Genomic DNA, 24,225 nt, shown 5'->3' with positions numbered 1-24,225 from the left:
GCCAGCAGCGGCTGCAGCCGCCGGCCGATCAGGGCGTCGCCGCCCGCCGCCGACTGGAGCTGGATCTGGCGGTCGATCGCCGCGCGGGCGTACCGGCTGGAGGGGTGGAAGAACGCCGACCCGTGGTCCCCCTCGATCACGGTGATCGTGCCCCCGGGCCGCAGCACCCGCCGCAGCCCGGCCAACGCCCGCCCCGGGGCGCGCAGATGCTCCAGTACGAAGCACACGAAGACGTGGTCGAATGACGCGTCAGCGAACGGCAGGCCGAACACATCGGCGTGGCACCACTCCACCCGGGCGCCCGGTGTGTCGGCCGCCACGCGGGCGCGGGCGCGGGCGAGGGAGGCGGCGGCGATGTCCGTCGCCACGATATGTGCCCCGGGGCTGGACGCGACCAGATGGACGGTCTGGGCGCCCACCCCGCAGCCCACTTCCAGCACCCTGCTGCCGGCCGGGTACGCCGTGCCCGTGTGCAGCAGCGCGGCGAGCGTGTCCGCCTGGTCGCCGAGGCGGTGGGCCTCGTGGCGTGAGTAGCCGTGTACATAGCCGGGTGCCGTGTCCGTACCCGTACCCGTACCCGTGTCCGTATCCGTGTCCGTGTGCATGCCTTTACGGTGTCGCCATAATGGTCCGGTGAACAGGTCCAATAAGGGGCCCATCGACCGGTCCATAACCTCCGGCACCTCCGGATCCGATTTCCTGCAGCTGAACACCGAGGAGGCCCCGCCGGGCGGCCTCGCCGACTGGCTGGCCCGGCGGCTGCGGGACGCGATCGCGGACGGACGTCTGCCGATCGGCGGCAGGCTGCCGGCCACCCGTGTGCTCGCCGGGGAGTTGCGGGTGTCCCGTGGTGTTGTCACCGAGGCCTACCGGCGGCTGACCGAGGACGGGCATATCGCCGGGCGCGGGCGGGGCGGCACGGTCGTGGTCGCCGCACCGGTGGCTACGGCGCCGACGCCACACACCCGTGAACCATCGGGTGGCAGCCCGTCGGCCGGGGCGCTGTTCGCCGCCCCGCCCGGCGCGGACATCTTCGACGCGCTGCGCATGGCGCCGGCCCGGATCGACCTGTCGCCCGGCCTGCCCGACCTGGGCTCGTTTCCGCGCACCGCGTGGCTGCGCGCCGAACGCTCCGTGCTCACCGGCCTCTCTGCCGCCGACTTCGGATACGGGGATCCCCGCGGGACCCCCGCGCTGCGGCTGGCCGTCGCCAACTGGCTGGCCCGCAACCGCGGGATCAGGGCGGACCCGGACGATGTCCTCGTCGTGGCCGGTACCGCCCAGGCGCTCGGGCTCATCGGGCAGGTGTTCCGGGCCGACGGGATCCACCAGGTGGCCGTGGAGGACCCCGGCTCACTGGGCGCCCGGCAGCATCTGCGCCACTGCGCGCTGGACACCCCGCCGGTCCCGGTCGACTCCGAGGGCGTACGCGTCGACGCGCTGCGCGCCACCGGCGCCCCGGCCGTCCTGCTCACCCCCGCACACCAGTTTCCGACCGGGGTGGTGCTCGGCGGCGAGCGGCGGCGCGAGCTGATGCGGTGGGCCGGTGAGGGCGGGCTGATCGTCGAGGACGACTACGACGCCGAACACCGCTACGACCGGCCACCCGCCCCCGCCCTGCGGTCGATGCTCGCCGAACACGTCTGCTACGCCGGAAGCGTGTCCAAGCTGCTCGCCCCCGCCCTGAGGGTGGGCTGGGTGCTCGCGCCGCCCAGGTACCGGGACGCCCTGGTGGCCGCCAAGCGGTTCGCCGACCTCGGCAACGCCGCGCTGCCCCAGCTGGTGCTGGCCCATCTGATGGAGTCGGGCCGGCTGGAACGCCATCTGCGCCAGCTGCGCCGCCGCCACCGTCGCCGCCGGGACGCGATGATCGGCGCCATCCGCGCCCAGCTGCCGGGCGCGGTGGTACACGGCGCCGCGGCCGGCCTGCATCTGATGGTCACCTTCGACGGCGACTTCCCCGACACCGACCTCGCCGCCGCCGCGCTCGCACACGGTGTGAAGACCCAGCCCCTGTCGTGGCACAGCATCCGTCCCGGCCGCCCGGGGCTCGTCCTGGGCTACGCCGCCAGCACACCGACCGCCATCGCCGAAGGCATCGCGCTCATCGGCGAGGCGCTACGGCAGGAGCTTGGGCGCGGGCTGGGGCGAGCCTCGGCCACGGGCTAGTTTGGGGGTGTGGGCGGCGATGTGACGACGCTGTTCCTTTGCGGCGACGTGATGCTCGGCCGTGGCGTCGACCAGATTCTCCCGCACCCCGGAGATCCGGAGCTGCGGGAGCCGTACATCCGGGACTCCAGGGCGTATGTCGAGCTGTCCGAGGAGGCGCACGGGCGGGTGCCGCACCCGGCCGACTACGCGTGGCCGTGGGGGGACGCGCTGCGGGTGCTGGAGGAGACGGCGCCCGACGCCCGGGTGGTGAACCTGGAGACCAGCGTGACCCGGAGCGACGAGTTCGCGTCGGGGAAGAGCGTGCACTACCGGATGAGCCCGGCCAATCTGCCCGCGCTGGCCGCGGGCCGGCCCGATGTCTGCGTCCTGGCCAACAACCACGTGCTGGACTTCGGCCGTCACGGCCTCGTGGAAACACTCGACGCCCTGGCCGGGGCACGGCTGCGGGTGGCGGGCGCGGGGCGGGACGCCGCCGCGGCGCGGCGGCCCGCGGCCGTTCCGGTCCGCGGCGGCCGACGTCTGCTGGTCTTCTCCTGCGGCACCGGGTCAAGCGGTATCCCGTACGAGTGGGCCGCCGCCGAGCACGACCCCGGCGTCGACTTCCTCCCCGAGCTGTCGGAGGCCCGCGCGGCCCGGTTCGCCCGCCGGATCCGGCAGCTGAAGCGTCCGGGCGACATCGCCGTCGTCTCCATCCACTGGGGTGGCAACTGGGGGTACCGCGTCTCAGACGATCAGATCCGCTTCGCACACGCGCTGGTCGACGGCGGCGCCGATGTGGTGCACGGCCACTCCTCACACCACCCCCGCCCGCTGGAGGTGTACCGCGGCAAGCTCGTCCTCTACGGCTGTGGCGACTTCATCGACGACTACGAGGGCATCACCGGCTACGAGGAGTACCGGGACGATCTGCGGCTGCTGTACTTCGTCGCGGTGGCCCCGGACACCGGTGAGCTCGCCGGGATCCGGATGGTGCCCATGCGGGCCCGGCGGATGCGGCTGTGCCACGCCACCCTCGGCGACGCCCGCTGGCTGCGGACGGTGCTCGACCGGGTCAGCGCCGACTTCGGCTCCCACGTCGTCCTCGACCGGGACGGCGCCCTGTCCCTGGAGCGGCCCTGACCGGCCCTGACCGGCTCTGACCCCGGTGAGCACAGCAAAGGCGCCTACGATCACACACATGGCCGACACGTCGGCCATCACCGGAACGGAGCGCTGAGCGTGAAGATCGACTGGAACCGGCGTACCTGCGCCCGGCGCGGCCACGTCACCTACGCACCCACGGAGGACGAGCTGCGCGAGCGGCTGTACGCCACGACCGCGATGGGCGAGGCCTGGCGCTGTCTGCGCTGCGGCGACTTCGCCCTCGGCGCGCCGCACGGCTCCGGGCCCGCGGCCGACGCCCCGCTCGTCGCGCGCGGCAAGGCGCTGCGGGACCTGATCGTGATGCGTTTCATCGCCGCCGAGCGGATCGTGCGCGGGCTGTTCGTGCTGCTGGCCGCCGTCGCGGTGTGGCGGTTCAGCAACAGCCGGACCGCGGTGCGCCGCCTCTTCCAGGAGAACCTGACCGTCTTCCGGCCGGTCGCGCGCCACTTCCACTACGACCTCGACCACTCGCCGGTCGCCGACACCATCCGCAAGACCTTCGAGTACCGGCACTCCACCCTCGTGATCGTGGCCGCGGCGCTGGCCGCCTACGCGGCCATCGAGATCGTCGAGGGCGTGGGGCTGTGGCTGCTCAAGCGGTGGGCCGAGTATCTGGCGGTGGTGGCCACCGCCGCGTTCCTGCCGCTGGAGATCTACGAGCTGGCCGAGAAGATCAGCTGGCTGAAGATCGCCACCTTGGTGGTCAACATCCTCGCCGTGCTCTACATCCTGCTCTCCAAGCGGCTCTTCGGGCTGCGCGGCGGCCGTGCCGCGTTCGAGGCGGAGCGGCACAGCGCCTCGCTGCTGGAGGTGGAGGCGGCGGCCGGTCGCCCGGTCATCCGGTCTTGATCATTCGCCCCGGTCGCGCGGGGGAGTGACGATACGCTCGGGCCGCGGACGAAACGCTGATGCGAGAACGGCAGGAGCTGGCGCGGGCCATGAACACCGACCTGACCAACACCACATCGAGCAAGATCAACGCGGCCTTGGTACAGGCCCGCAGGGCGATCGGCAGTCCGGCGGTCGGCATGGTGCTGACGCTGGTCATCGTCACCGATGAGGCCAATCACTACGACGCCCTCAAGGCCGCGGGTGAGGCATCCCAGGAGCACCCCTCGCGGATCCTCGTGGTGATCAAGCGGCCCGGCCGCACCCCGCGTGAGCGCGGCAGCTCCCGGCTGGACGCCGAGGTGCGCGTCGGCGGCGGCGACGGCAGTGGCGAGACCGTACTGCTGCGGCTGCGCGGTGAGATCGCCCAGCACCCCGAGTCGGTGGTGCTGCCGCTGCTGCTGCCGGACGCCCCGGTCGTGGTCTGGTGGCCGGTCGACGCCCCGGACCACCCGGTCAGGGATCCGCTGGGCAGGCTGGCGCAGCGGCGGATCACCGATGCGTACGCGGTCGAGCGCCCGCTGCGGGAGCTGGCGGCCCGCGCCGCCTCGTATGCGCCCGGCGACACCGATCTGGCCTGGACCCGGCTCACGCCCTGGCGGTCCATGCTGGCCGCCGCGCTGGACCAGGCGCGGGCCGCGGTGACCTCGGCGGTGGTGGAGAGCGAGGCGGACAATCCGAGCGCCGAGCTGCTGGGGCGCTGGTTCGCCAACCGGCTGAAGGTGCCCGTCGAGCAGGTCGTCACCGACGGCCCGGTGGTCACCGGGGTCCGGCTGCGGACGGCGGCCGGGGACGTCCACATCGACCGTCCGGACGGCCCGGTGGCCACGCTGTCCATTCCGGGCCAGCCCGACCGTACTCTCGCGCTGAAGGTGCGCAGCACGGCCGAGCTGATCGCCGAGGAGCTGCGCCGGCTCGATCCGGACGAGGCGTACGCCGCCGCGCTGCGCGCCACGGTTCGGTCCGCCACGCCCGGACAGCTCGGCTGACCCGTCCAGGCCCCTCCCACCAGGCACGACGGTCGATCTGAAACGATGCCCTTCCCTCCGCCGCGGGCGGGGGGAATAGGGGCGGCAGGTGTCACGTTCCGGGGATACAGTTGAATCGTAAACATCCTAGGAGGGTGAGACGGTGCAGTTCGGGATTTTCACGGTCGGCGATGTCACGACGGACCCCACCACGGGTCGGGAGCCGACCGAGCACGAGCGGATCAAGGCGATGGTCACCATCGCCCAGAAGGCGGAAGAGGTGGGCCTCGACGTCTTCGCGACCGGTGAGCACCACAACCGGCCGTTCGTGCCGTCGTCCCCGACCACCATGCTGGGCTGGATCGCGGCCCGCACCGAGCGGCTGATCCTGTCCACCTCCACCACGCTGATCACCACCAACGACCCGGTGAAGATCGCCGAGGACTACGCGATGCTCCAGCACCTGGCCGACGGCCGGGTGGACCTGATGATGGGCCGCGGCAACACCGGCCCGGTCTACCCGTGGTTCGGGCAGGACATCCGCCAGGGCATCCCGCTCGCGATCGAGAACTACGCGCTGCTGCGCCGGCTGTGGCGTGAGGACGTCGTCGACTGGGAGGGCAAGTTCCGCACCCCGCTGCAGGGCTTCACCTCCACGCCGCGGCCGCTGGACGGCGTGCCTCCGTTCGTCTGGCACGGCTCCATACGCTCGCCGGAGATCGCCGAGCAGGCCGCCTACTACGGTGACGGATTCTTCGCGAACAACATCTTCTGGCCCAAGCACCACTTCCGGAAGCTGGTGAACCTCTATCGGGAGCGGTACGCGCACTACGGGCACGGCACGCCGGAGCAGGCCATCGTCGGCCTCGGCGGGCAGGTGTTCATGCGCCGTAACTCGCAGGACGCCGTCCGTGAGTTCCGGCCGTACTTCGACAACGCGCCCGTCTACGGCCACGGCCCCTCCCTGGAGGAGTTCACGGCCGAGACGCCGCTGACCGTCGGCAGCCCGCAGGAGGTCATCGAGAAGACCCTGGCCTTCCGGGACACCTTCGGCGACTACCAGCGTCAGCTGTTCCTCGTCGACCACGCGGGCCTGCCGCTGAAGACGGTGCTGGAACAGCTCGACCTGCTGGGCGAGGTCGTCGAGGAGCTGCGCAAGGAGTTCGCCAAGAACCGCCCGGCCGAGGTGCCGGACGCCCCCACCCACGCGTCGCTGGTGGCCCAGCGCGACGCCAAGGCCCTTGAGGAGGTCGCACCGTGAGCGACGCGCACGCGGCTGCCGGGCCGCGGATGGCGACGAAGCCCGCGCCTTCGCCGCGTGGGCGGAGAAGCGAACAAGGAGACACAGTGAACGATGTCGTACGGATTCCCCAGCAGGCCGGCGCCCCGCGGCCGGTGAGGCTCGCGGTCGTATCGGCCGGGCTGAGCGTGCCCTCGTCCACCCGGCTGCTGGCCGACCGGCTGGCCGAGGCCACCCGGCAGCGGCTGGCGGCGGACGGGCACGAGGTCGAGGTGCACGTGGTCGAGCTGCGCGACCTGGCCGGTGACATCGCGAACAACCTGGTGACGGGCTTCCCGTCGGGCGCCTTGGAGGAGGCGATCGAGACCGTCACCGGTGCGGACGCGCTGATCGCGGTCACCCCGGTCTTCTCGGCCTCCTACAGCGGGCTGTTCAAGTCGTTCTTCGACGTGATCGACAACACCGCCCTGGCCGGCAAGCCGGTGCTCGCCGCCGCGACCGGCGGCACGGCGCGCCACTCGCTCGCGCTGGAGCATGCGCTGCGGCCGCTGTTCGCCTACCTGCGGGCGATCGTGGTGCCGACCGCGGTGTACGCCGCGTCGGAGGACTGGGGCGGCTCCGGCGATCCGCTCACCGACACCCTGCCCACCCGCATCGACCGCGCGGCGGGCGAACTGGCGGACCTGGTCGGCGGCCGCCGGGGCGCCGCGGCCCCCGAAGCCGACGCCGTCATGCCGTTCGAGCAGCAACTGGCCGCTCTGCGGCCCGAATAACCGCTTACCTCAGGAAGGAGCTCACGTGATCGACAACTTCGACAGCTACCGGCCGGACGGTGAGCCCACCGCCGACCGCTGGGTCACCGCGCTGAGCCTGTTCGACGACAAGGAGCGCGAGGAGACCACCGCGGAGCGCTGGGAGCGGGCCGGGCTGTACTTCGAGGCGAAGCAGTACGCCGAGGCCGCCCGTCTCCTCGTCCAGGTCGTCGAGGAGGCCCCGGAGCAGACCGCCCCGCGGCTGCTGCTGGCCCGCGCCTACTACCACTCCGCGCAGCTGAGCCGTGCCGAGGAGCAGCTGCGCGAGGTGATCGCGCGTGACCCGGTCGAGCACTACGCCCATCTGATGCTGGGCCGTACGCTCCAGCGGCAGGGGCGCGCCGAGGAGGCCGGGACGTGGCTGCGGATGGCCGAGGCGTTCTCCACGGGCCAGGCGCCCGAGCTGGACTGACCGGCCTGAGCGGACAGGGCGGCGACGGGCCGGGGCCGACGGGCCCCGGCCGACGCCGGGGCGGGGTGTCAGCGGCCCATGGTGAGCCCGTCCCGCGCCGCGCCCCTGCTGAGTACGGCGCGGCGGATGGTGTCCAGGGCCTCGGTGTGCCCGCCGGCGCGCGGGAGGTTGACCACCCTGATCGGGTCGTTGTCCACGCCGTGGGGGATGAACTCCGCCTTCTTCACGGTCCATGGCTTGTCCGTGGTGGCGGGCGGGGCGAAGGTGAAGCGGGCGGCTGAGCCCATCTGGCCGCGCGGGTCGTTCATGACGCCCGCGACCTGGTCGCCCATGCCGTAGACGACCCAGGTGTCGTTCATTTTCTCGTACGCCTGGGGTATGTGGGCGTGGGTGCCGAGGATGAGATCGATGTCGTGGCGCCCGCCGTCCATCGAGGCGGTGAGTTTCTTGGCGACCGAGAGCTGGAGCTGATCCGGCGCCTCCTGCCATTCGGTGCCCCAGTGCAGGCTGACCACGACCACCTCGGCCCCGGCCCGGCGGGCGGCCCGGGCGTCCTTGACGATCTGCGCCGGGTCGATGAGGTTGACCAGCCATGGCTGGCCCTTGGGTACGGGGATGCCGTTGGTGCCGTAGCTGTAGGCGAGCTGGGCGACTGTGGCGTCACCGGCCTTCATGAGGGTCGGCATCGTGTGCTCCTCGGCGGAGCGGGCCGATCCGGCGTGTCGGAGCCCGGCGCGGTCCATCGCGTCGAGGGTGCGGGTCACGCCTTCCGCGCCGGCGTCCAGGGTGTGGTTGGAGGCGGTGGAGCAGGAGTCGTAGCCGAGCTCCTTGGCGGCCTCGGCGACCTCCGGCGGGCTTTTGAAGGTCGGGTAGCCGGTGAACGGCCCGCCCGCGGCGCCGTAGACCGTCTCCATATGGCATATCGCCAGGTCGGCCCCGGAGACCACGGGCTCGGCCCCGGCGAGCATGGGTCCGAAGTTGTAGCCGTTGCCGCCCGCGTCCGCGCGCGCCTGGCGGATGACCGAGTCATGGATCAGCAGGTCGCCGGTGGCCACCAGGGTGAACCCCTTGGTGGGCCCGGGCTTTGCCGCGGCCGCGGTCCGGGAGGACTTCTCCCCCGATTCGGGGGTGGCGGGTATGCCGGCGGTGCACGCGGTCGCCGCGCCGAACAGCGCGGCGACCACGAGCGCGGTCCGTTGACGGGGCTCGAGAGACAACAGGCTCACCTCACGCTCACATGGGCCAAATAGGTGGATAGTCGTATTTATGTGCGTGTGGGAGCCTGCTTGAGTCGTGACAGCGCCGGGCTTCACCGGAACGGCCGACGAAACGCACCCGATGGGCCCACACCGCTATGCCGTCGGGCCGAGCGCCACGGCGTGTCGCCGGGGGCGGGGCGGGACGCGGAGCCGGGTGCGCGGTCCGTGGCAGTTCCTCAAGGCCGACAGTTGCCATTGCAGCGAACTGCCAGGCCATTCGGCCGCATTACGGCCCTACACTCGGGAAACCACACCGGAAATCGGCAGCCTACTTATCGAGGAGGCCAGACCCCTCATGCCCGCCAATGGCCCCGCCCCGGGGATTCCGCTTGCCGCCCAGCGTGAATTCTGGATCGCCCACTCCCTGCGCCCGGACAGCACCGCCTACAACATCGGCGAATATATTGAGATGCGCGGCCGGCTCCGTTTCGACTTATTCGAGTCCGCCCTGCGCCACGCCTTCGCCGAATGCACGGCGCTCGCGGTGCGGTTCATCGCGGACGAGGCCGGTCCGCGCTGGGCCGCCAAGGGACGCGACGACTTCCCGCTCGTCCGCGTCGACCTGACGGCCGAAGCGGACCCGCGCGCCGCCGCCGGGCGATGGATGGCGGAATTCTTGGCCAGGCCGGTTCCGCTGCCGGACGGTGAGCTGGTCGCCCATGCGGTGATCCAGTTGGCGGACGATCTCTATTACTGGTGCAGCCGATACCACCACATTCTCGTCGACGGATTCAGCGGACCACTTATCGTGCACCGAGTGGCGGGGGTCTACTCGGCGCTGGACGCGGGCGAGGAAATACCGCCGAGCCCCTTCGGTGATTTCGGCCGACTGCTCGCCGAGGAATCGGAATACCGCGCGTCGGAGGCGTTCGTCCGGGACCGCGACTACTGGCTCGAGAAATTACGCGACCTTCCGGAACCCGTTTCCCTGACCCGCCGGCGCGCGCCCGCCTCCGGTTTCACCCGGGCCTCGGACCGGCTGTCGTCCCAGGACCTGCTCGCCCTGGACCGCGTCTGCGAGCGGGCGAGGATCCATCGCTCCGCGATGCTCTTCGCCCTGGCCGCGCTGTATCTGCACCGGATGACCGGGGAGCCGGAGGTGGTGCTAGGGCTCGTCGTCGCGGCCCGCACCACCCCGACCGCCAGGGCCACCCCCGCCGTCCTGTCCAACGTCCTGCCCGTCCGGCTGTCCCCGCGCCCGGACATGACCGTCGAGGAGCTGGCGCGCACCGCCCAGAAGGCGATGCGATCGGCGCTCGCCCACCAGCGCTACCGCGCGGCCGACATGGCGCGCCTGGTCTCGTCGGACGACCAGCCCGCCCCGCTGTACTCGATGATCGTCAACATCATGTCGTTCGACTACGACCTGCGGTTCGGCCCGCACCCCGCCGTCGCGCACAACCTGTCCACCGGCCCCGTCGAGGACCTGGCCCTCGCCTTCACCGACCGCCTAGACGGCCGGGGCCTCACGGTCGACCTGGACGCCAACGCCGCCGTATGGGGCGCCGCCGAGGCGCGGGGCCACGGCGAGCGGATCTCCCGGCTGCTGAGGACCGTCGCGGCCGGCGGCAGCGGCATGTCGCTCGCCGAGGTGTCCCTGCTCTCCGACCGCGAACGGGGCTCCCTGCTGCGCAAGTCCACCGAGGCGGCCGTGGTGGTGCCCGACGCCACGGCGGACGAGCTCTACGAGCGGCAGGCCCGGCTCCACCCCGACCACCCCGCCGTGCTCTCCGGCTCCGCCGAGCTCTCGTACGCCGAACTCAACACACGGGCCAACCGGCTGGCGCGGGCGCTCATCGAGCGCGGCGTCGGCCCCGAGACGCCGGTCGCACTCGCCCTGCAGCGGTCCGTCGAATTCGTCGTCGCCGTTCTGGCCGTCTGGAAGGCGGGCGGCGCTTTTCTGCCGGTCGATCCCCACTATCCGCCCGCGCGCGTCGAGTTCATGCTCTCCGACGCCCGGCCCGCGCTGACGCTGACGACCACGGCCCATGCGCGGACCATCGGACAGCTGTCGGGCGACCGGCTGCTCCTGGACGCCCCCGAGACCGTCCGCGACCTGGCCGGCCGCGACCCCGCGGACGTACGGGACGAGGAGCGGAACGCGCCGCTCGACCCGCGCCACCCCGCGTATGTGGTCTATACGTCCGGGTCCACCGGCACGCCCAAGGGGGTCGTGGTGACCCACGCGGGCCTGCCGAGCCTGGTGCACACCCAGCGCACCCGGTTCGGCGTCGGGCCCCGCTCCCGGGTTCTGCAGTTCGCCTCGCCGAGCTTCGACTCCGCGGTCTGGGAGCTGACCGCGGCGCTGCTGTCCGGCGGCTGCCTGGTCATCGGCGCCGACGGCGCGCCGCCCGCCGGACCCGAACTGCCGGGGCTGATCACCGGCCTCGGCGTCACCCACGCCGTGCTGCCGCCCGCCGTGCTGGCGAGCCTGGACCGCGGCACCCTCCCGGCCGGGCTCCGGCTGATGTCGGTGGGCGAGGCGCTGCCGCCGGCGCTGGCGGCCGACTGGGCCGCGGACACCGTCCTGCTCAACGGCTACGGCCCGACCGAGGCCACCATCTGCGCGGCCATGAGCGGCCCGCTCGGCGGCGAGGGCACACCCCCGATCGGCAGCTCCGCCGCCAACTCGGCCGCGTATGTACTCGACTCCGCCCTGCGCCCGGTCCCCGTCGGCACGGTCGGCGAACTCTGGCTGAGCGGGCCCGGGCTGGCCAGGGGCTATCTGAACCGGCCCGGCCAGACCGCGCAGCGGTTCGTCGCCAACCCCTACGGCCCACCCGGGTCACGGCTGTACCGCACCGGAGACCTGGTGCGGCGACGGGAGGAGGACCATCAGTTGGAGTACGTGGGACGCGCCGACGGGCAGGTGAAGGTGCGGGGTCTGCGGATCGAGGTCGGCGAGATCGAGGCCGTGCTCGCGGGCCATCCGGCGGTCCGGCGGGCCGTGGTGACGGCCGACGAGATCCGCCCCGGCGCCACCCGGCTGCTGGCCCATGTCCTCCCCGAGCCGGACACCGGCCACGCCACGGCCGCCGCGCTCCCGGCCGAGCTCATGGCCCGTGCCACGAGCGAGCTGCCGGACTTCATGGTGCCCGCGCAGATCGTCCTGGTGGACCAGCTGCCGCTGAGCCCCAGCGGCAAACTCGACCGCGCCGCGCTCCCGAAGCCCCAGCCGGCCGAGGACACCGAGCGCCGGGCCCCGCGGACCGACCGGGAAGAGCTGTTCCACGAGCTCTTCACCGACATCCTCGGACTCGACCACGTCGGCGTCGACGAGAGCTTCTTCGCCCTCGGCGGCGACAGCATCCTCTCCCTCACCCTGGTCAGCCGCGCCCGCGCCGCCGGGCTCGCCATCTCCCCGCGCGAGGTGTTCGAACACCGCTCCGTGGCCGCGCTGGCGCGCGCCGCCCGCTCCGCGGCGGACACCGCCCACGGCGAAGGCCCGCACACCACCGACGACAGTGGCGAACTCTCCCCGACCCCGATCATCCGCTGGCTGACGGGCCTGGGGCCGGACGCCGTCAAGGAGTTCCACCAGTCGGTGCTGGTGCGGGTGGACGGCGACCTGCGCCATGACCACCTGGCCGGTGCGCTCGACACCCTGCTCGACCGCCATGCCGCACTGCGCCTCCGGCTGGGCACCGGGGAGGGCGGCGCGCTGGAGATCGCCCCGCGCGGCGCCGTCCGCGGCCATGAGTGCCTGACCCGTGTGCCCGCACAGGACGTGAACCCTGACGACACGGCGCGGTGGCACCGGGCCGTCGAGGTGGCCTCAGAGGCGGCTCGCGGCCAACTTGACCCGGATAAAGGGGTGTTGCTGCGGGCCGTGTGGTTCGATGCGGGCCCCGACCGGCCCGGCCGACTGCTCGTACTGATCCACCACCTCGCGGTCGACGGGGTCTCCTGGCGCGTACTGCTGCGCGACCTCGCCGACGCCTGGGCCGCGGCCGCCGAGGACCGGCCCCTCGCGACCCCCGGCCCGGTCACCTCCCTGCGGCGCTGGTCCCGGCTGCTGACCGAGGGCGCACAACACGAGGCCCGGACGGCCGAGCTCCCGCTGTGGGAGAACATCCTCGACGGCGCCGACCCGCTCCTCGGCCCCCGCCCGCTGGACCCCGCCCGGGACACCGCCACCAGCGCCCGGATGCTGTCGCTCTCCCTGCCGGCCGACGCCACCGCCGCGCTGCTGACCTCCGTACCCGAGCGCTACCACACCGGGATCAACGACGTCCTGCTGACCGCGCTCAGCCTCGCCGTGGTCGAGTGGCGGCGGCGCCGCGGCATCGGCGACACCGGCGATGTGCTGCTGGAACTCGAAGGACACGGCCGGGAACACCTTGCCGACGGCGTCGACCTCAGCCAGACCGTCGGCTGGTTCACCAGCATGTTCCCCGCCCGGCTCGCCCCCGGAACACTCGACTGGGCCGACGTGACGGCCGGTTCCGCGGCGCTCGGCACTGCCGTGAAGACGGTCAAGGAACAGCTCGCGGCGCTGCCGGACCACGGCATCGGCTACGGCATGCTGCGCTACCTCAACCCCGACGCGGCGCGCCAACTCGCCGGACACACCGGCCCGCAGATCGGCTTCAACTACCTCGGCCGGTTCACCGTGTCCGACGGCTCCGACTGGCTGCCCGACCCGGACCCCGACTTCGGAGCGCTGCGCGGCGGCTTCCCGCCCGGTATGCCGCTGCCGCACACCCTGGCCCTCAACGCGCACACCGAGGACCGGGAGGACGGCCCGCGGCTGACGGCGGTGTGGATCTGGGCCGGCGAACTGCTGGACGAGGCGGCCGTACAAGAGCTCGCCGACGCGTGGTTCGCCGCGCTCACCGGCCTGGTGACCCACGCACGGCACATCGGAAACCTCGCGCACACCGCACACCGCGGCCACACCCCCTCCGACTTCCCCCTGGTCTCGCTCTCCATGGCCGAGGTGGAGCGGCTGGAGCGGACCGTGCCGGACCTGACCGACATCTGGCCGGTGTCCAGCCTGCAGCAGGGGCTGCTCTTCCACGCCGTGTACGACGACACCGGCCACGACGACTACGTGGTGCGGTTCGGCCTGGACCTCGCGGGCGACGTCGACCCGGCGCGGCTGCGTACCGCCACCGAGGGGCTGTTCGCCCGCCACCCCGGGCTGCGCGCATGCTTCGTACGCGAAGGGCTCGCCGAACCGGTGCAGGTTATCCCCGCCCGGGTGGCGCCGGAGTGGCGGGAACACGACCTGTCGCTGCTGGACGGACCCGCGCGCGAGGCCGAACTGGCCCGGCTGCTGGACGCCGACAGCGGGCGGCGCGTCCCCGTGGACACCGCCCCGCTGGCCCGCTTCATGCTGCTGCGGCTCGGAGCGGACAGCTACCGGCTGATCCTCACCAGCCACCATCTGCTGCTCGACGGCTGGTCGATGGCGCTGCTGTCGCGGGAACTGCTCGCGCTGTACGACGCGGGCAACGACCCCGACGACCCCCACGCGCTCGCCGCGCTGCCCGTGCCCCGCCCGTACTCCGCCTATCTGTCCTGGCTGAAGGGGCAGAACACCCAGGCGGGGCTCGACGCCTGGCACACCGCCCTGTCCGGGGTGGCCGGACCGACCCTCGCCGCGAGCCCGGACACTCCCGCGACGGCCGCCACCCGGCGGCACGTCCTGGAGCTGACGACCGAGCAGACCGCGACGCTCACCGCCTACGCCCGCCGCCACGGCCTGACGCTGAACACCGTGGTACAGGGCGCCTGGGCGATCGTGCTGGGCTGGCTGACCGGCCGTGACGACGTGGTCTTCGGCGTCACCGTCTCCGGCCGCCCGCCCGAGATCGACGGCATCGACACCATGGTCGGGCTGTTCATCAACACCGTGCCCGCCCGGGTCCGGCTCCGCCCGGACGAGACGTTCCCGGAGCTGCTGACCCGCGTCCAGGACGAACAGGCCCGGCTGCTGGACCACCACCACATCGGCCTCACCGACATCCAGCGCCGCACCGGCACCGGCCGGCTCTTCGACACCCTCCTGGTCTACGAGAACTACCCGCACGACCCGGACGCCCTGCGTTCCGCCTCCAAGCGCCTGACCGTCACCGGGGTGCACCCCGAGGACGGCACCCACTACCCGCTCAGCGTGGTCGCGCTCCCCGGCGAACGGCTGCGGATCCACGTCAACTACTGCCCGGACACCGTCGGCCGCAGCCGGGCCTCGGCCGCAGCCCACGCGATGGAACACCTGCTCACCGGAACATCCGGTATGCCCGGGGCGGCCGAGGCCCCGGTGGCGCGGCTGCTGACCGCGGCCGCGCCACAGCCGGCGGCCGGGGGCGTACGGTGCGAGGAGACCCTGCCGGAGCGGTTCGAGGCACAGGTGCGGGCCACCCCGCACAACATCGCCGTGGTCGACGGCCGGCGCTCCCTGACGTACGCGGAGCTCAACGACCGCGCCAACCGCCTGGCGCGGCTGCTGACCGGGCACGGCGCCGGGCCGGAGCGGGTGGTGGCGCTGGCGGTCGACCGCCGGGCCGAACTGGTCGTGGCGCTGCTGGCCGTCCTCAAGAGCGGCGCGACGTATCTGCCGATGGACCCCGCCTATCCGCGCGAGCGCATCGGATTCATCCTCGCGGACGCCGCCCCGGTGTGCGTGATCACCACCACCGACACCGCCGCCGCGCTGCCCGACGGCCTCGGCACACCGGTCGTGGAGCTCGACGCGCCGCGGGTCACGAGCGCCATGCAGGACCTCGCGCCGACCGACCTGACCGACGCGGACCGCGGCGGCCCGCTCACCCCGGCACACGGCGCCTACATCATCTACACCTCGGGCTCGACCGGTCGGCCCAAGGGCGTACTGATCCCGCACGAGAACGTCATCCGGCTGTTCACCTCCACCGACCACCTCTTCGGGTTCGGCGAGGACGACGTGTGGACGCTGTTCCACTCCTACGCGTTCGACTTCTCGGTGTGGGAGATCTGGGGCCCGCTGCTGTACGGCGGCTCGCTGGTGATCGTGGACCACACCGTCACCCGGTCCCCGGGCGAATTCCTGGAGCTGCTGGTCGAGCGGGGCGTCACCGTGCTCAACCAGACCCCGTCGGCGTTCTACCAACTGCTCGGCGCCGACCGCGACCGCCCGGAGCTGGGCGCACGGCTCGCCCTGCGGTATGTGGTGTTCGGCGGCGAACGGCTCGACGTATCCCGCCTGGGGGACTGGTACAGCCGCCATCCCGAGAACGCGCCACGGCTGGTCAACATGTACGGCATCACCGAGACGACCGTGCATGTCACCCACACCGAACTGGTCCGCGCCGACGTGGCGCGGGACGGCTCGGTCAGCCCCATCGGGCGGCAGATCCCGGATCTGCGGCTGTACGTCCTCGACCATCTGCTGCGCCCGGTGCCCCCGGGGTCCGTCGGCGAGCTGTACGTCGCAGGCCCCGGCCTGGCCCGCGGCTACGCGGGGCGGTCCGCGCTGACCGCCGAGCGGTTCGTCGCCGACCCGTTCGGCGCCCCCGGCGAGCGCATGTACCGCACCGGAGACCTGGCCCGCCAGGGCGGCGACAGCGGGCTGGAGTACGTGGGCCGGGCCGACGGCCAGGTCAAGCTGCGGGGCTTCCGGATCGAGGTCGGCGAGATCGAGTCCGCGCTCACGGCCCTCGACCAGGTGGCGCGGGCGGCCGTCGTGCTGCGCGAGGACCGGCCCGGCAGACCGGCGCTGGTCGCCTATCTGGTGTCCGAGCCCGGCGCCACGCTGCCCAAGGCCGCCGAACTGGCGGCGCTCGCGGCGGCCCGGCTGCCGGTCCACATGGTGCCCTCGGCGTTCGTGGAGATGCCCGAACTCCCGCTGACGGTCAACGGCAAACTGGACCGCGCCGCCCTCCCGGCGCCCGACTTCACAGCCGCCTCGACGGCGGCCCGGCCGCGCACCCCCGTGGAGGAGACCCTGTGCTCGCTGATGAGCGAGGCGCTGGGGGTGGGCGGCGTCGGCGTGGACGACGACTTCTTCCTGATGGGCGGCGACTCCATCGTCTCCATGCGCTTCGCCGACATGGCACGCCACGCCGGCCTGGCGCTGCGGCCCAGGGATGTGGCGGAGGGCCGTACGGTCGCGGCGCTGGCCGCGATCGCCGAGCGGAGCGCGCCGCGCCGGGGGCCGGCCGGCGAGGGCCGCCACCGGGACGGCGGCGGTGCGGGCGAGGGGGTGGGTGAGCTCCCGGCGACGCCGATCATCAGGCGCATGTGGGACGTCGAGGGGCCGATCGACGCGTACCACCTCTCCATGGCGGTCCGCGTCCCGGCGGATGCGCGCGCCGAGCATCTGACCGCCGCCCTCCAGGCGCTCGTCGACCGCCATGACGCGCTGCGCATGCGGCAGCAGGACGACCAGGGACGGCGGGCGCTGGAGATCGAGGAGCCCGGCTCGGCCCGGGTGGCCGACTGCTTCACCCACCAGGTCATCCAGGTCGCCGACGAGGCGGAGTGGCCCCCGGCGCTGGCGGAGGCGTCCTTCCGCCACCAGGCGCAGCTCGACCCCGGGTCCGGACGCACTCTCCAGGCGATCTGGCTGGACCCCGGCCCGGAGCGGCCCGGCCGACTGCTGATCCTGCTGCACCATCTCGTGGTCGACGGAGTCTCCTGGCGGTTCCTGCTGCCGGACCTGGCCCGTGCGTACGAGGCGGTCGCCGCCGGCCGCCGGCCGGATCTGCGGGCACCGGCGACCTCCTACCGCAGGTGGGCGCGTCACCTTGTCGAGGAGGCCGTGGAGCCCGCGCGCGAGAAGGAACTGGAGATGTGGACGCGGATGTTCGAGCCGAAGCGGCCCACGCTGGGCACCCGGCGGCCCGACCCGCGGACCGACACCCTGGCCTCGGCGCGGATGGTGCTCCTGGACCTCCCGGAGGAGGACACGGCGACCCTGCTCGCGGTGCCCGGCGCGCTGGGCGTGGATCTGCGCGATGTGCTGTACGCGTCGTTCGCCGTCGCCTACGCGCGCTGGCGGGGCGACGAGGGCACCGGAGTGCTGGTGGACCTCCAGGCGCACGGCCGTGAATTCCTCGCCGACGGGGTCGATCCGTCGTCCACCGTCGGATGGTTCACGGCGCAGTTCCCGTTCGTCCTGGACCCGGGGGAGATCTCCGAGGAACAACTCGACGCCTCCGGCGCCGCGTTGACCGAGGGCGCCGCGCGGGTGGGGGCCCAGCTCGCGGCCCTGCCCGACAACGGCATCGGGTACGGCCTGCTGCGCTATCTCAACCCGCGCACCGCTCCGCAGCTGGCCGCGCTCGGCGATCCGCAGGTCTCCGTCAACTACCTGGGCCGGTTCCAGGTCGGCGAGAGCTCGGCCCACTGGACCCCCACCGGCGAGGCGGGGTCGGCGATGGGCGGCGGGGCGGACGCCGGAGCTCCGCTGGAGCGCACCCTCACCCTCACGGTGGCGGTCGAGGACCGCGAGCGGGGCGCGCGGCTGGCGGCGCGGTGGATCTGGCCGTCGGGTGTCCTTGAGGACGACCATGTCGCCGGGCTCGCCCGGCGGTGGTTCGATGTGCTCCGCCGCTACGCCGGGCACACCAGGGCGGTGCGCACCCAGGCGCCCTGACGGCGGTGACCGCGCCCCGTCCCGGCCCGGTCAGCGCATCCCCGGGATGTGCGGAACGGTGTCGGGGCGGCGCGCCGCCAGCCGCATCATGGCGAGGAGGCCACGGCCGTCGTCCGTGGTGACCAGGCGGGCCGTGGGGCCGAGGCCCGTGGCGCGGGCCGCGAGGTGCGTGACGCCTCGCGCTGCTCCATCTCGGGACGGCGAAGACGTCGTGCATGCGAATCTGCTCCAGCCCTCGGCGAGCGGCCCCGATATCGGATAAAATCAATCAAAGTCGATCAAATGGGACTCCTTGCAGCGATGACAACGGGCCCGCATCTCCGCCGGGCCACCGGGACGGATGCCTATGAACAGCGGGTACGAGGGATCGGAAGAGTTCGGTCCGGACCCCCTCGGAGACTTTCTCGCACGCTTCCTCGGCGTCGGACCGGCCGGGCAGCGCCCCGGCTCCCGACACGTCGACTTCGGCCGCCTGATGAGCGAGCCCGCACGGCAGCTCGTCTCCTCCGCGGCCTCGTACGCCGCCGACCGCGGCTCCACCGACCTCGACACCGAACACCTGCTCCGCGCGGCGCTCACCGCCGAGCCGACCCGCACCATGGTCGTCCGGGCCGGGGCCGACCCCGAAGCCCTCGTCGCCGAGATCGACCGGCAGACGGGGGAGGGGCCGCCGCGCGGTTCGGTCGCGGTCACGCCCGCCGTCAAGCGCGCGCTGCTCGACGCCCACGAGATCGCCCGGTCCTCCGGCTCCTCGTACATCGGCCCCGAGCACGTACTGATCGCGCTCGCCGCCAACCACGACTCCACGGCCGGGCAGCTGCTGCACGCGGCCCGGTTCGAGCCACGCCCCGGCCCGCCGGGCGGCCTCGCGGCGGCCCCCGGCGCCGCCGAACCCCGCCCAGGACCCAACCGGCGGGAGACCCCCAACCTCGACAAGTTCGGCCGCGACCTGACCGAGATGGCCCGCGACGGCCGGATCGACCCGGTGATCGGCCGCGACGAGGAGATCGAGCAGACCATCGAGGTGCTGGCCCGCCGGGGCAAGAACAACCCCGTCCTCATCGGCGAGGCCGGCGTGGGCAAGACCGCCGTCGTCGAGGGGCTGGCCCAGCGCATCGCCGAGGCCGACGTGCCCGACATCCTGCTCGCCCGGCGCGTCCTCCAGCTCGACTTCGCGGGCGTCGTGGCCGGCACCCGCTACCGCGGCGACTTCGAGGAGCGGCTGACCGGCATCATCGACGAGATCCGTGCCCACTCCGAGGAACTGATCGTCTTCATCGACGAACTGCACACCGTCGTGGGCACCGGCGGCTCCGAAGGCGGCCCGATGGACGCCAGCAACATCCTCAAGCCCGCCCTGGCCCGCGGCGAACTGCATGTCATCGGCGCCAGCACGCTCCAGGAGTACCGCCGCCACATCGAGAAGGATGCGGCCCTCGCGCGCCGCTTCCAGCCGATCATGGTGCCCGAGCCGACCCCCTCCGACGCGCTGGAGATCCTGCGCGGGCTGCGCGACCGCTACGAGGCCCATCACCAGGTCCGCTACACCGACCAGGCGCTGCTGGCGGCCGTCGAGCTCTCCGACCGCTATCTCACCGACCGCTTCCTGCCCGACAAGGCCATCGACCTGATGGACCAGGCCGGCGCCCGCGTACGGCTGCGCTCCAGCACCAGAGGCACCGACATCCGGGCGCTGGAACGCGAGGTCGAACAGCTCACCCGGGACAAGGACCAGGCCGTCGCCGCCGAGCAGTACGAGCGGGCCACCTCGCTGCGCGACCGGATCGGCGATCTGAGCCGGCGCATCGAGGAGGGCTCCGGCAAACAGCACCCGGCCGGCCGGGTCGCCGAGGTCACCGTCGAGGACATCGCCGATATCGTCTCCCGGCAGACTGGCATCCCGGTCAGCAGCCTCACCCAGGAGGAGCGGGACCGCCTGCTCAGCCTCGAGGAGCATCTGCACAAGCGGGTGATCGGCCAGGAAGAGGCCGTCTCCGCCGTCGCCGACTCCGTACTGCGCTCCCGCGCCGGCCTCGCCGACCCGGGCCGCCCCATCGGCAGCTTCCTGTTCCTCGGCCCCACCGGCGTCGGCAAGACCGAACTGGCCCGCGCCCTGGCCGAAGCGCTCTTCGGCAGCGAGGACCGCATGGTCCGCCTGGACATGAGCGAATACCAGGAGAAGCACACCGTCAGCCGGCTGATCGGCGCCCCGCCCGGATACGTCGGCCACGAGGAGGCCGGGCAGCTCACCGAGGCGGTGCGCCGGCAGCCGTACTCGCTGCTGCTCCTCGACGAGGTCGAAAAGGGCCACGCCGACGTCTTCAACATCCTTCTGCAGGTGCTCGACGACGGACGGCTCACCGACGCCCAGGGCCGCACCATCGACTTCAAGAACACCGTCATCGTCATGACCAGCAACCTCGGCTCCGAGGAGATCTCCGGGCGCGGCGCTGTCATGGGCTTCGGCGGTGGCGCGGAAGCCGACGAGGACGCGCGCCGCGAGCGGGTGCTGCGCCCGCTGCGCGAGCACTTCCGGCCCGAATTCCTCAACCGCATCGACGAGATCGTCATCTTCCGGCGGCTCGCCGATGAACAGCTGCGGCAGATCACCGATGTGCTCCTGGAGGAGACCCGGCGCCGGCTGCGCGCCCAGGACGTGCCCATCGACTTCACCCCCGCCGCCGTCGACTGGCTGGCCCACCACGGCTACCAGCCCGAGTACGGCGCCCGGCCGCTGCGCCGGACCATCCAGCGGGAAGTCGACAACCCGCTGTCCCGGATGCTGCTCAACGGCAAGCTCCAGCCGCACAGCCATGTGGAAGTCGACGTGGAGGACGGGAAGCTGACCTTCCGCAAGGAGCAGAACCCCACCACCACACTCGGCTGACAACGGTCTTGTGAACACTGGTTGCCGAGCTCGCGAGCGGGCGCGATAGCGTGTACAAGCCAACGGGGACACCACCGCCCCTGGCACTTGGATTCCGCTCGCCCGCACGCACGAGGAGCCCACTTGACCAGCCCGGAACAGCGCATGGCCGACCTGCTCAAGACCTTCGGAGATCCGGCGGCGTGCACCGCCCATCTGCTGTGCGACCGGCACCCGGCCGACGCCGTCGCCTTCACGGTGGTCGGCGCCGACCTCGACGGGCACGATATGACCTACGGCGAACTGCGCGAGTCCTCCGCGCGGATGGCGAGCGCCCTGGCGGCCCTCGGGGTGGGCCCCGGCGACCGGGTCGCCACCCTGATGAGCAAGTCCGCCGAACTGCTCGTCGCGACACTCGCGATCTGGCGGACAGGCGCCGTCCAGGTGCCCCTGTTCACGGCGTTCGCGCCCCCGGCCATCGCCCTGCGGGTCACCGGCAATGGCACCAAGGTCGTGATCACGGACGCCGGGCAGCGCCCCAAGCTGGCCGCGGGCCCCGACCTCCCCACCGACCAGCCGTGGCGGATCATCACCACCGGGCCCACCGAGGAAGGCGACCTGTCGTTCGCCGAGCTGCTCGCGGGACACCCGCCGCTGGACGAGGCGGCCGTCGTCGGCGGGGACGCCACCATCGTGGAGCTCTTCACCTCCGGCACCTCCGGCCCGCCCAAGGCCGTGCCCATCCCGCTGCGGGCCGTCGCGGGATTCGCCATGTACCAGGAGTTCGGCCTCGACCACCGGCCCACCGATGTGTTCTGGAACGCCGCCGACCCGGGCTGGGCCTACGGGCTGTACTACGCGATCATCGCCCCGCTCGCCCTCGGCCTGCGCAGCCTGCTGTACAACAGCCTGTTCTCCGCCGAGGGCACATGGGCGGTGCTGTCCCGCTTCAACGTCACCAACTTCACCGCGGGCCCCACCGTCTACCGCAAGCTGCGCGGCACGCCCGCCCCCGACGACGTGCGGCTGCGCTGCGCCTCCGCGGCCGGTGAGCCGCTTCCGGCCGACGTGGTCAGCTGGGCGGAGCGGACACTCGGCATCCCGGTGCGCGACCACTACGGCTCCACCGAACTGGGCATGGCCATCGCCAACGCCTGGCACCCCGCGCTGCGCACCGACCTCAAGCCCGGCTCCATGGGCCGGCCGCTGCCCGGCTGGAGCGTCACCGTCCTGCGCGAGGACACCAACTCCGCCGTCGCCGAGGCCGGTATGCCCGGCCGGGTGGCGATGGACATCACCAAGAGCCCGCTGATGTGGTTCGAGGGCTACCGCGACGCCCCGGAGCGCACCGCGGAGAAGTTCAGCCCCGACGGACACTGGTTCTACTCCGGCGACACCGCCTCCCGGGACGAGGACGGCCACCTGTTCTTCTCCGGGCGCAGCGACGACGTGATCCTGATGGCGGGGTACCGCATCGGCCCGTTCGAGGTGGAGAGCGTGCTGCTGGAACACGAGGCGGTGGCCGAGGCGGCCGCGGTCGGCGTCCCCCACGAGGAACACGGCGAGGTCATGGAGGCCTTCGTGGTGCTGCGCGCGGGGGCGTCGTCGCCCTCGGACCCCGACGCCCTCGCCGCCGAGCTGCAGCAGCTGGTCAAGGACCGGCTGGCCAAGCACGCCTACCCGCGGCGCGTGCACTTCGTCACCGAGCTGCCCAAGACCTCGAGCGGCAAGACCCAGCGTTTTCTGCTGCGCCCGCGCCAGGTCAGCTCCCGCACTCGCTGAGCCGGGCCCGGGGCGGTCCCCGCTCGGCTATCGTGAGCGGTTACGCGGTGGGCAGGGTGATACGCGGCCGGCAGGGCGAGGGGATTAGGCCTACGTGAACGAGGCAGCTGAGGCAACCGGCGCGGGCAGGGCGGGTAAGCGGGCGGCGGAGTCCACCGCGGGCAGGGACGTGTCCACGGTCAGGGACGTCGCCAAGCGCGCCGGGGTGTCCGCGTCCACCGTCTCCCGCGTCATGGGCGGCACCTATCCGGTGGCCGCGGCCACCCGGGCCAGGGTGCTCAAGGCGATGCGCGAACTGGACTACGTGGTCAACGCGCACGCCCGCGCGCTCGGCGGGTCCACCAACAAGACGGTGGCGTTCGTCGTGGACGATGTGACCGGCCCCTTCTACGCGCATATCGCGCGCGGCGTGGAAGAGCAGGCGTCCGCCGAGGGGCGGCTGTGCATGCTGTGCACCACGCACGGCGACCCGCAGCGCGTCCTCGCCGTGGTGGAGATGATGCGCGAGCAGCGGGCGGATGCGGTGATCGTGGTCGGCGGCGCCTGGGAGGACAAGGCGTACCAGGACCGTATGGCCCACTTCGCGCACGCCCTGGACCGGGTGGGCTCGCGGCTGGTGCTGGTCGGCAGGCCGCCGCTGGGCGAGGGCGTACCGGCCACCGTCGTGGACTACGACAACGAGGCCGGCGCCTTCGCGATGACCACCCACCTGCTCAGCGCCGGCCACCGGCGCATCGCATATCTGGCCCGGGTCCCGGGCCTGTCCACGAGCACCCAGCGCATCAGCGGTTTCACCCGGGCCCATGAGCTGATGGGTCTGAGCCCGGACCCGGCCCTGATCCTGGACGGAAACTTCACCCGCGCCCACGGCTATCGCGCGGCCCAGGAGCTGCTGGCCTCCGGGGCCGAGTTCAGCGCGGTGTTCGCGGGGACCGACATGGTGGCGGCGGGGGCGCTGCAGGCGCTGCGCGAGGGCGGTCTACGGGTGCCCGAGGACGTCTCGCTGGCCGGGTACGACGACATTCCGGTGGCGATCGACGTCTACCCGGCGCTGACCACCGTGCACGTACCGCACGAGGAGCTGGGCCGCACCGCGGTGCGGC

The 24,225-nt window shown here is 72.7% G+C and carries 13 protein-coding genes; 11 read left to right on the top strand and 2 right to left on the bottom strand.

Features of this window, described 5'->3' with window-relative positions; translation table 11 throughout:
• Positions 1-605, bottom strand: a 605-nt coding sequence (locus CCN51_RS28260) for a class I SAM-dependent methyltransferase (protein ID WP_086860216.1), incomplete at its 3' end; no start/stop codon positions are given.
• 28 nt (positions 606-633) lie between these two features.
• Here CCN51_RS28260 and pdxR point away from each other — a divergent pair.
• The 7 genes from pdxR (at position 634) to CCN51_RS28225 (ending at position 7,635) form a co-directional block, all read left to right on the top strand.
• Positions 634-2,169, top strand: a complete 1,536-nt coding sequence (gene pdxR, locus CCN51_RS28255) for a MocR-like pyridoxine biosynthesis transcription factor PdxR (protein ID WP_014173604.1) — start codon at positions 634-636, stop codon at positions 2,167-2,169.
• Positions 2,170-2,178: 9 nt separating this feature from the next.
• The gene (locus CCN51_RS28250) at positions 2,179-3,291 is read left to right on the top strand and encodes a CapA family protein (protein ID WP_043486142.1); all 1,113 of its coding nucleotides are present in this window, start codon (positions 2,179-2,181) and stop codon (positions 3,289-3,291) included.
• A 99-nt stretch (positions 3,292-3,390) separates the two neighbouring features.
• A complete protein-coding gene (locus CCN51_RS28245; RefSeq protein WP_086860214.1) occupies positions 3,391-4,164 on the top strand; it encodes a DUF2127 domain-containing protein in 774 nt (257 codons plus the stop codon).
• 89 nt (positions 4,165-4,253) lie between these two features.
• Entirely contained in the window at positions 4,254-5,192 is a 939-nt protein-coding gene (gene opcA / locus CCN51_RS28240; RefSeq protein WP_043488858.1) for a glucose-6-phosphate dehydrogenase assembly protein OpcA, read from the top strand.
• 142 nt (positions 5,193-5,334) lie between these two features.
• A complete protein-coding gene (locus CCN51_RS28235) occupies positions 5,335-6,432 on the top strand; it encodes an LLM class flavin-dependent oxidoreductase (protein ID WP_014173600.1) in 1,098 nt (365 codons plus the stop codon).
• Positions 6,433-6,518: 86 nt separating this feature from the next.
• Positions 6,519-7,184: an FMN reductase gene (locus CCN51_RS28230; protein WP_245881698.1), complete on the top strand. Its 666-nt coding sequence runs from the start codon at positions 6,519-6,521 to the stop codon at positions 7,182-7,184.
• Positions 7,185-7,209: 25 nt separating this feature from the next.
• Entirely contained in the window at positions 7,210-7,635 is a 426-nt protein-coding gene (locus tag CCN51_RS28225; RefSeq protein WP_078610315.1) for a tetratricopeptide repeat protein, read from the top strand.
• A 68-nt stretch (positions 7,636-7,703) separates the two neighbouring features.
• On the opposite strand, the gene CCN51_RS28220 is transcribed toward CCN51_RS28225, so the two are convergent.
• Positions 7,704-8,852 (bottom strand): CapA family protein, encoded by a 1,149-nt coding sequence (locus tag CCN51_RS28220; protein WP_043488851.1) that lies wholly within the window; start codon positions 8,850-8,852, stop codon positions 7,704-7,706.
• A gap of 337 nt (positions 8,853-9,189) precedes the next feature.
• Here CCN51_RS28220 and CCN51_RS28215 point away from each other — a divergent pair, with 337 nt between their 5' ends.
• The 4 genes from CCN51_RS28215 to CCN51_RS28200 form a co-directional block, all read left to right on the top strand.
• Positions 9,190-18,474 (top strand): non-ribosomal peptide synthetase, encoded by a 9,285-nt coding sequence (locus CCN51_RS28215; protein ID WP_158104707.1) that lies wholly within the window; start codon positions 9,190-9,192, stop codon positions 18,472-18,474.
• A 346-nt stretch (positions 18,475-18,820) separates the two neighbouring features.
• Positions 18,821-21,361 carry an ATP-dependent Clp protease ATP-binding subunit gene (locus CCN51_RS28210; protein ID WP_014173595.1) on the top strand — a complete coding sequence of 847 codons (2,541 nt, stop codon included), beginning with the start codon at positions 18,821-18,823 and terminating at the stop codon, positions 21,359-21,361.
• Between the two features lie 123 nt (positions 21,362-21,484).
• Entirely contained in the window at positions 21,485-23,122 is a 1,638-nt protein-coding gene (locus CCN51_RS28205) for an AMP-binding protein (protein WP_014173594.1), read from the top strand.
• Between the two features lie 94 nt (positions 23,123-23,216).
• The coding region (locus CCN51_RS28200; protein WP_245881697.1) for a LacI family DNA-binding transcriptional regulator at positions 23,217-24,225 on the top strand (1,009 nt) is incomplete at its 3' end.

This window comes from Streptomyces milbemycinicus (assembly GCF_002154605.1).
Taxonomy (GTDB): domain Bacteria; phylum Actinomycetota; class Actinomycetes; order Streptomycetales; family Streptomycetaceae; genus Streptomyces; species Streptomyces milbemycinicus.
The sequence above is the reverse complement of the archived record's forward strand: the minus strand, read 5'-3'. Positions and strand labels throughout refer to the sequence as shown.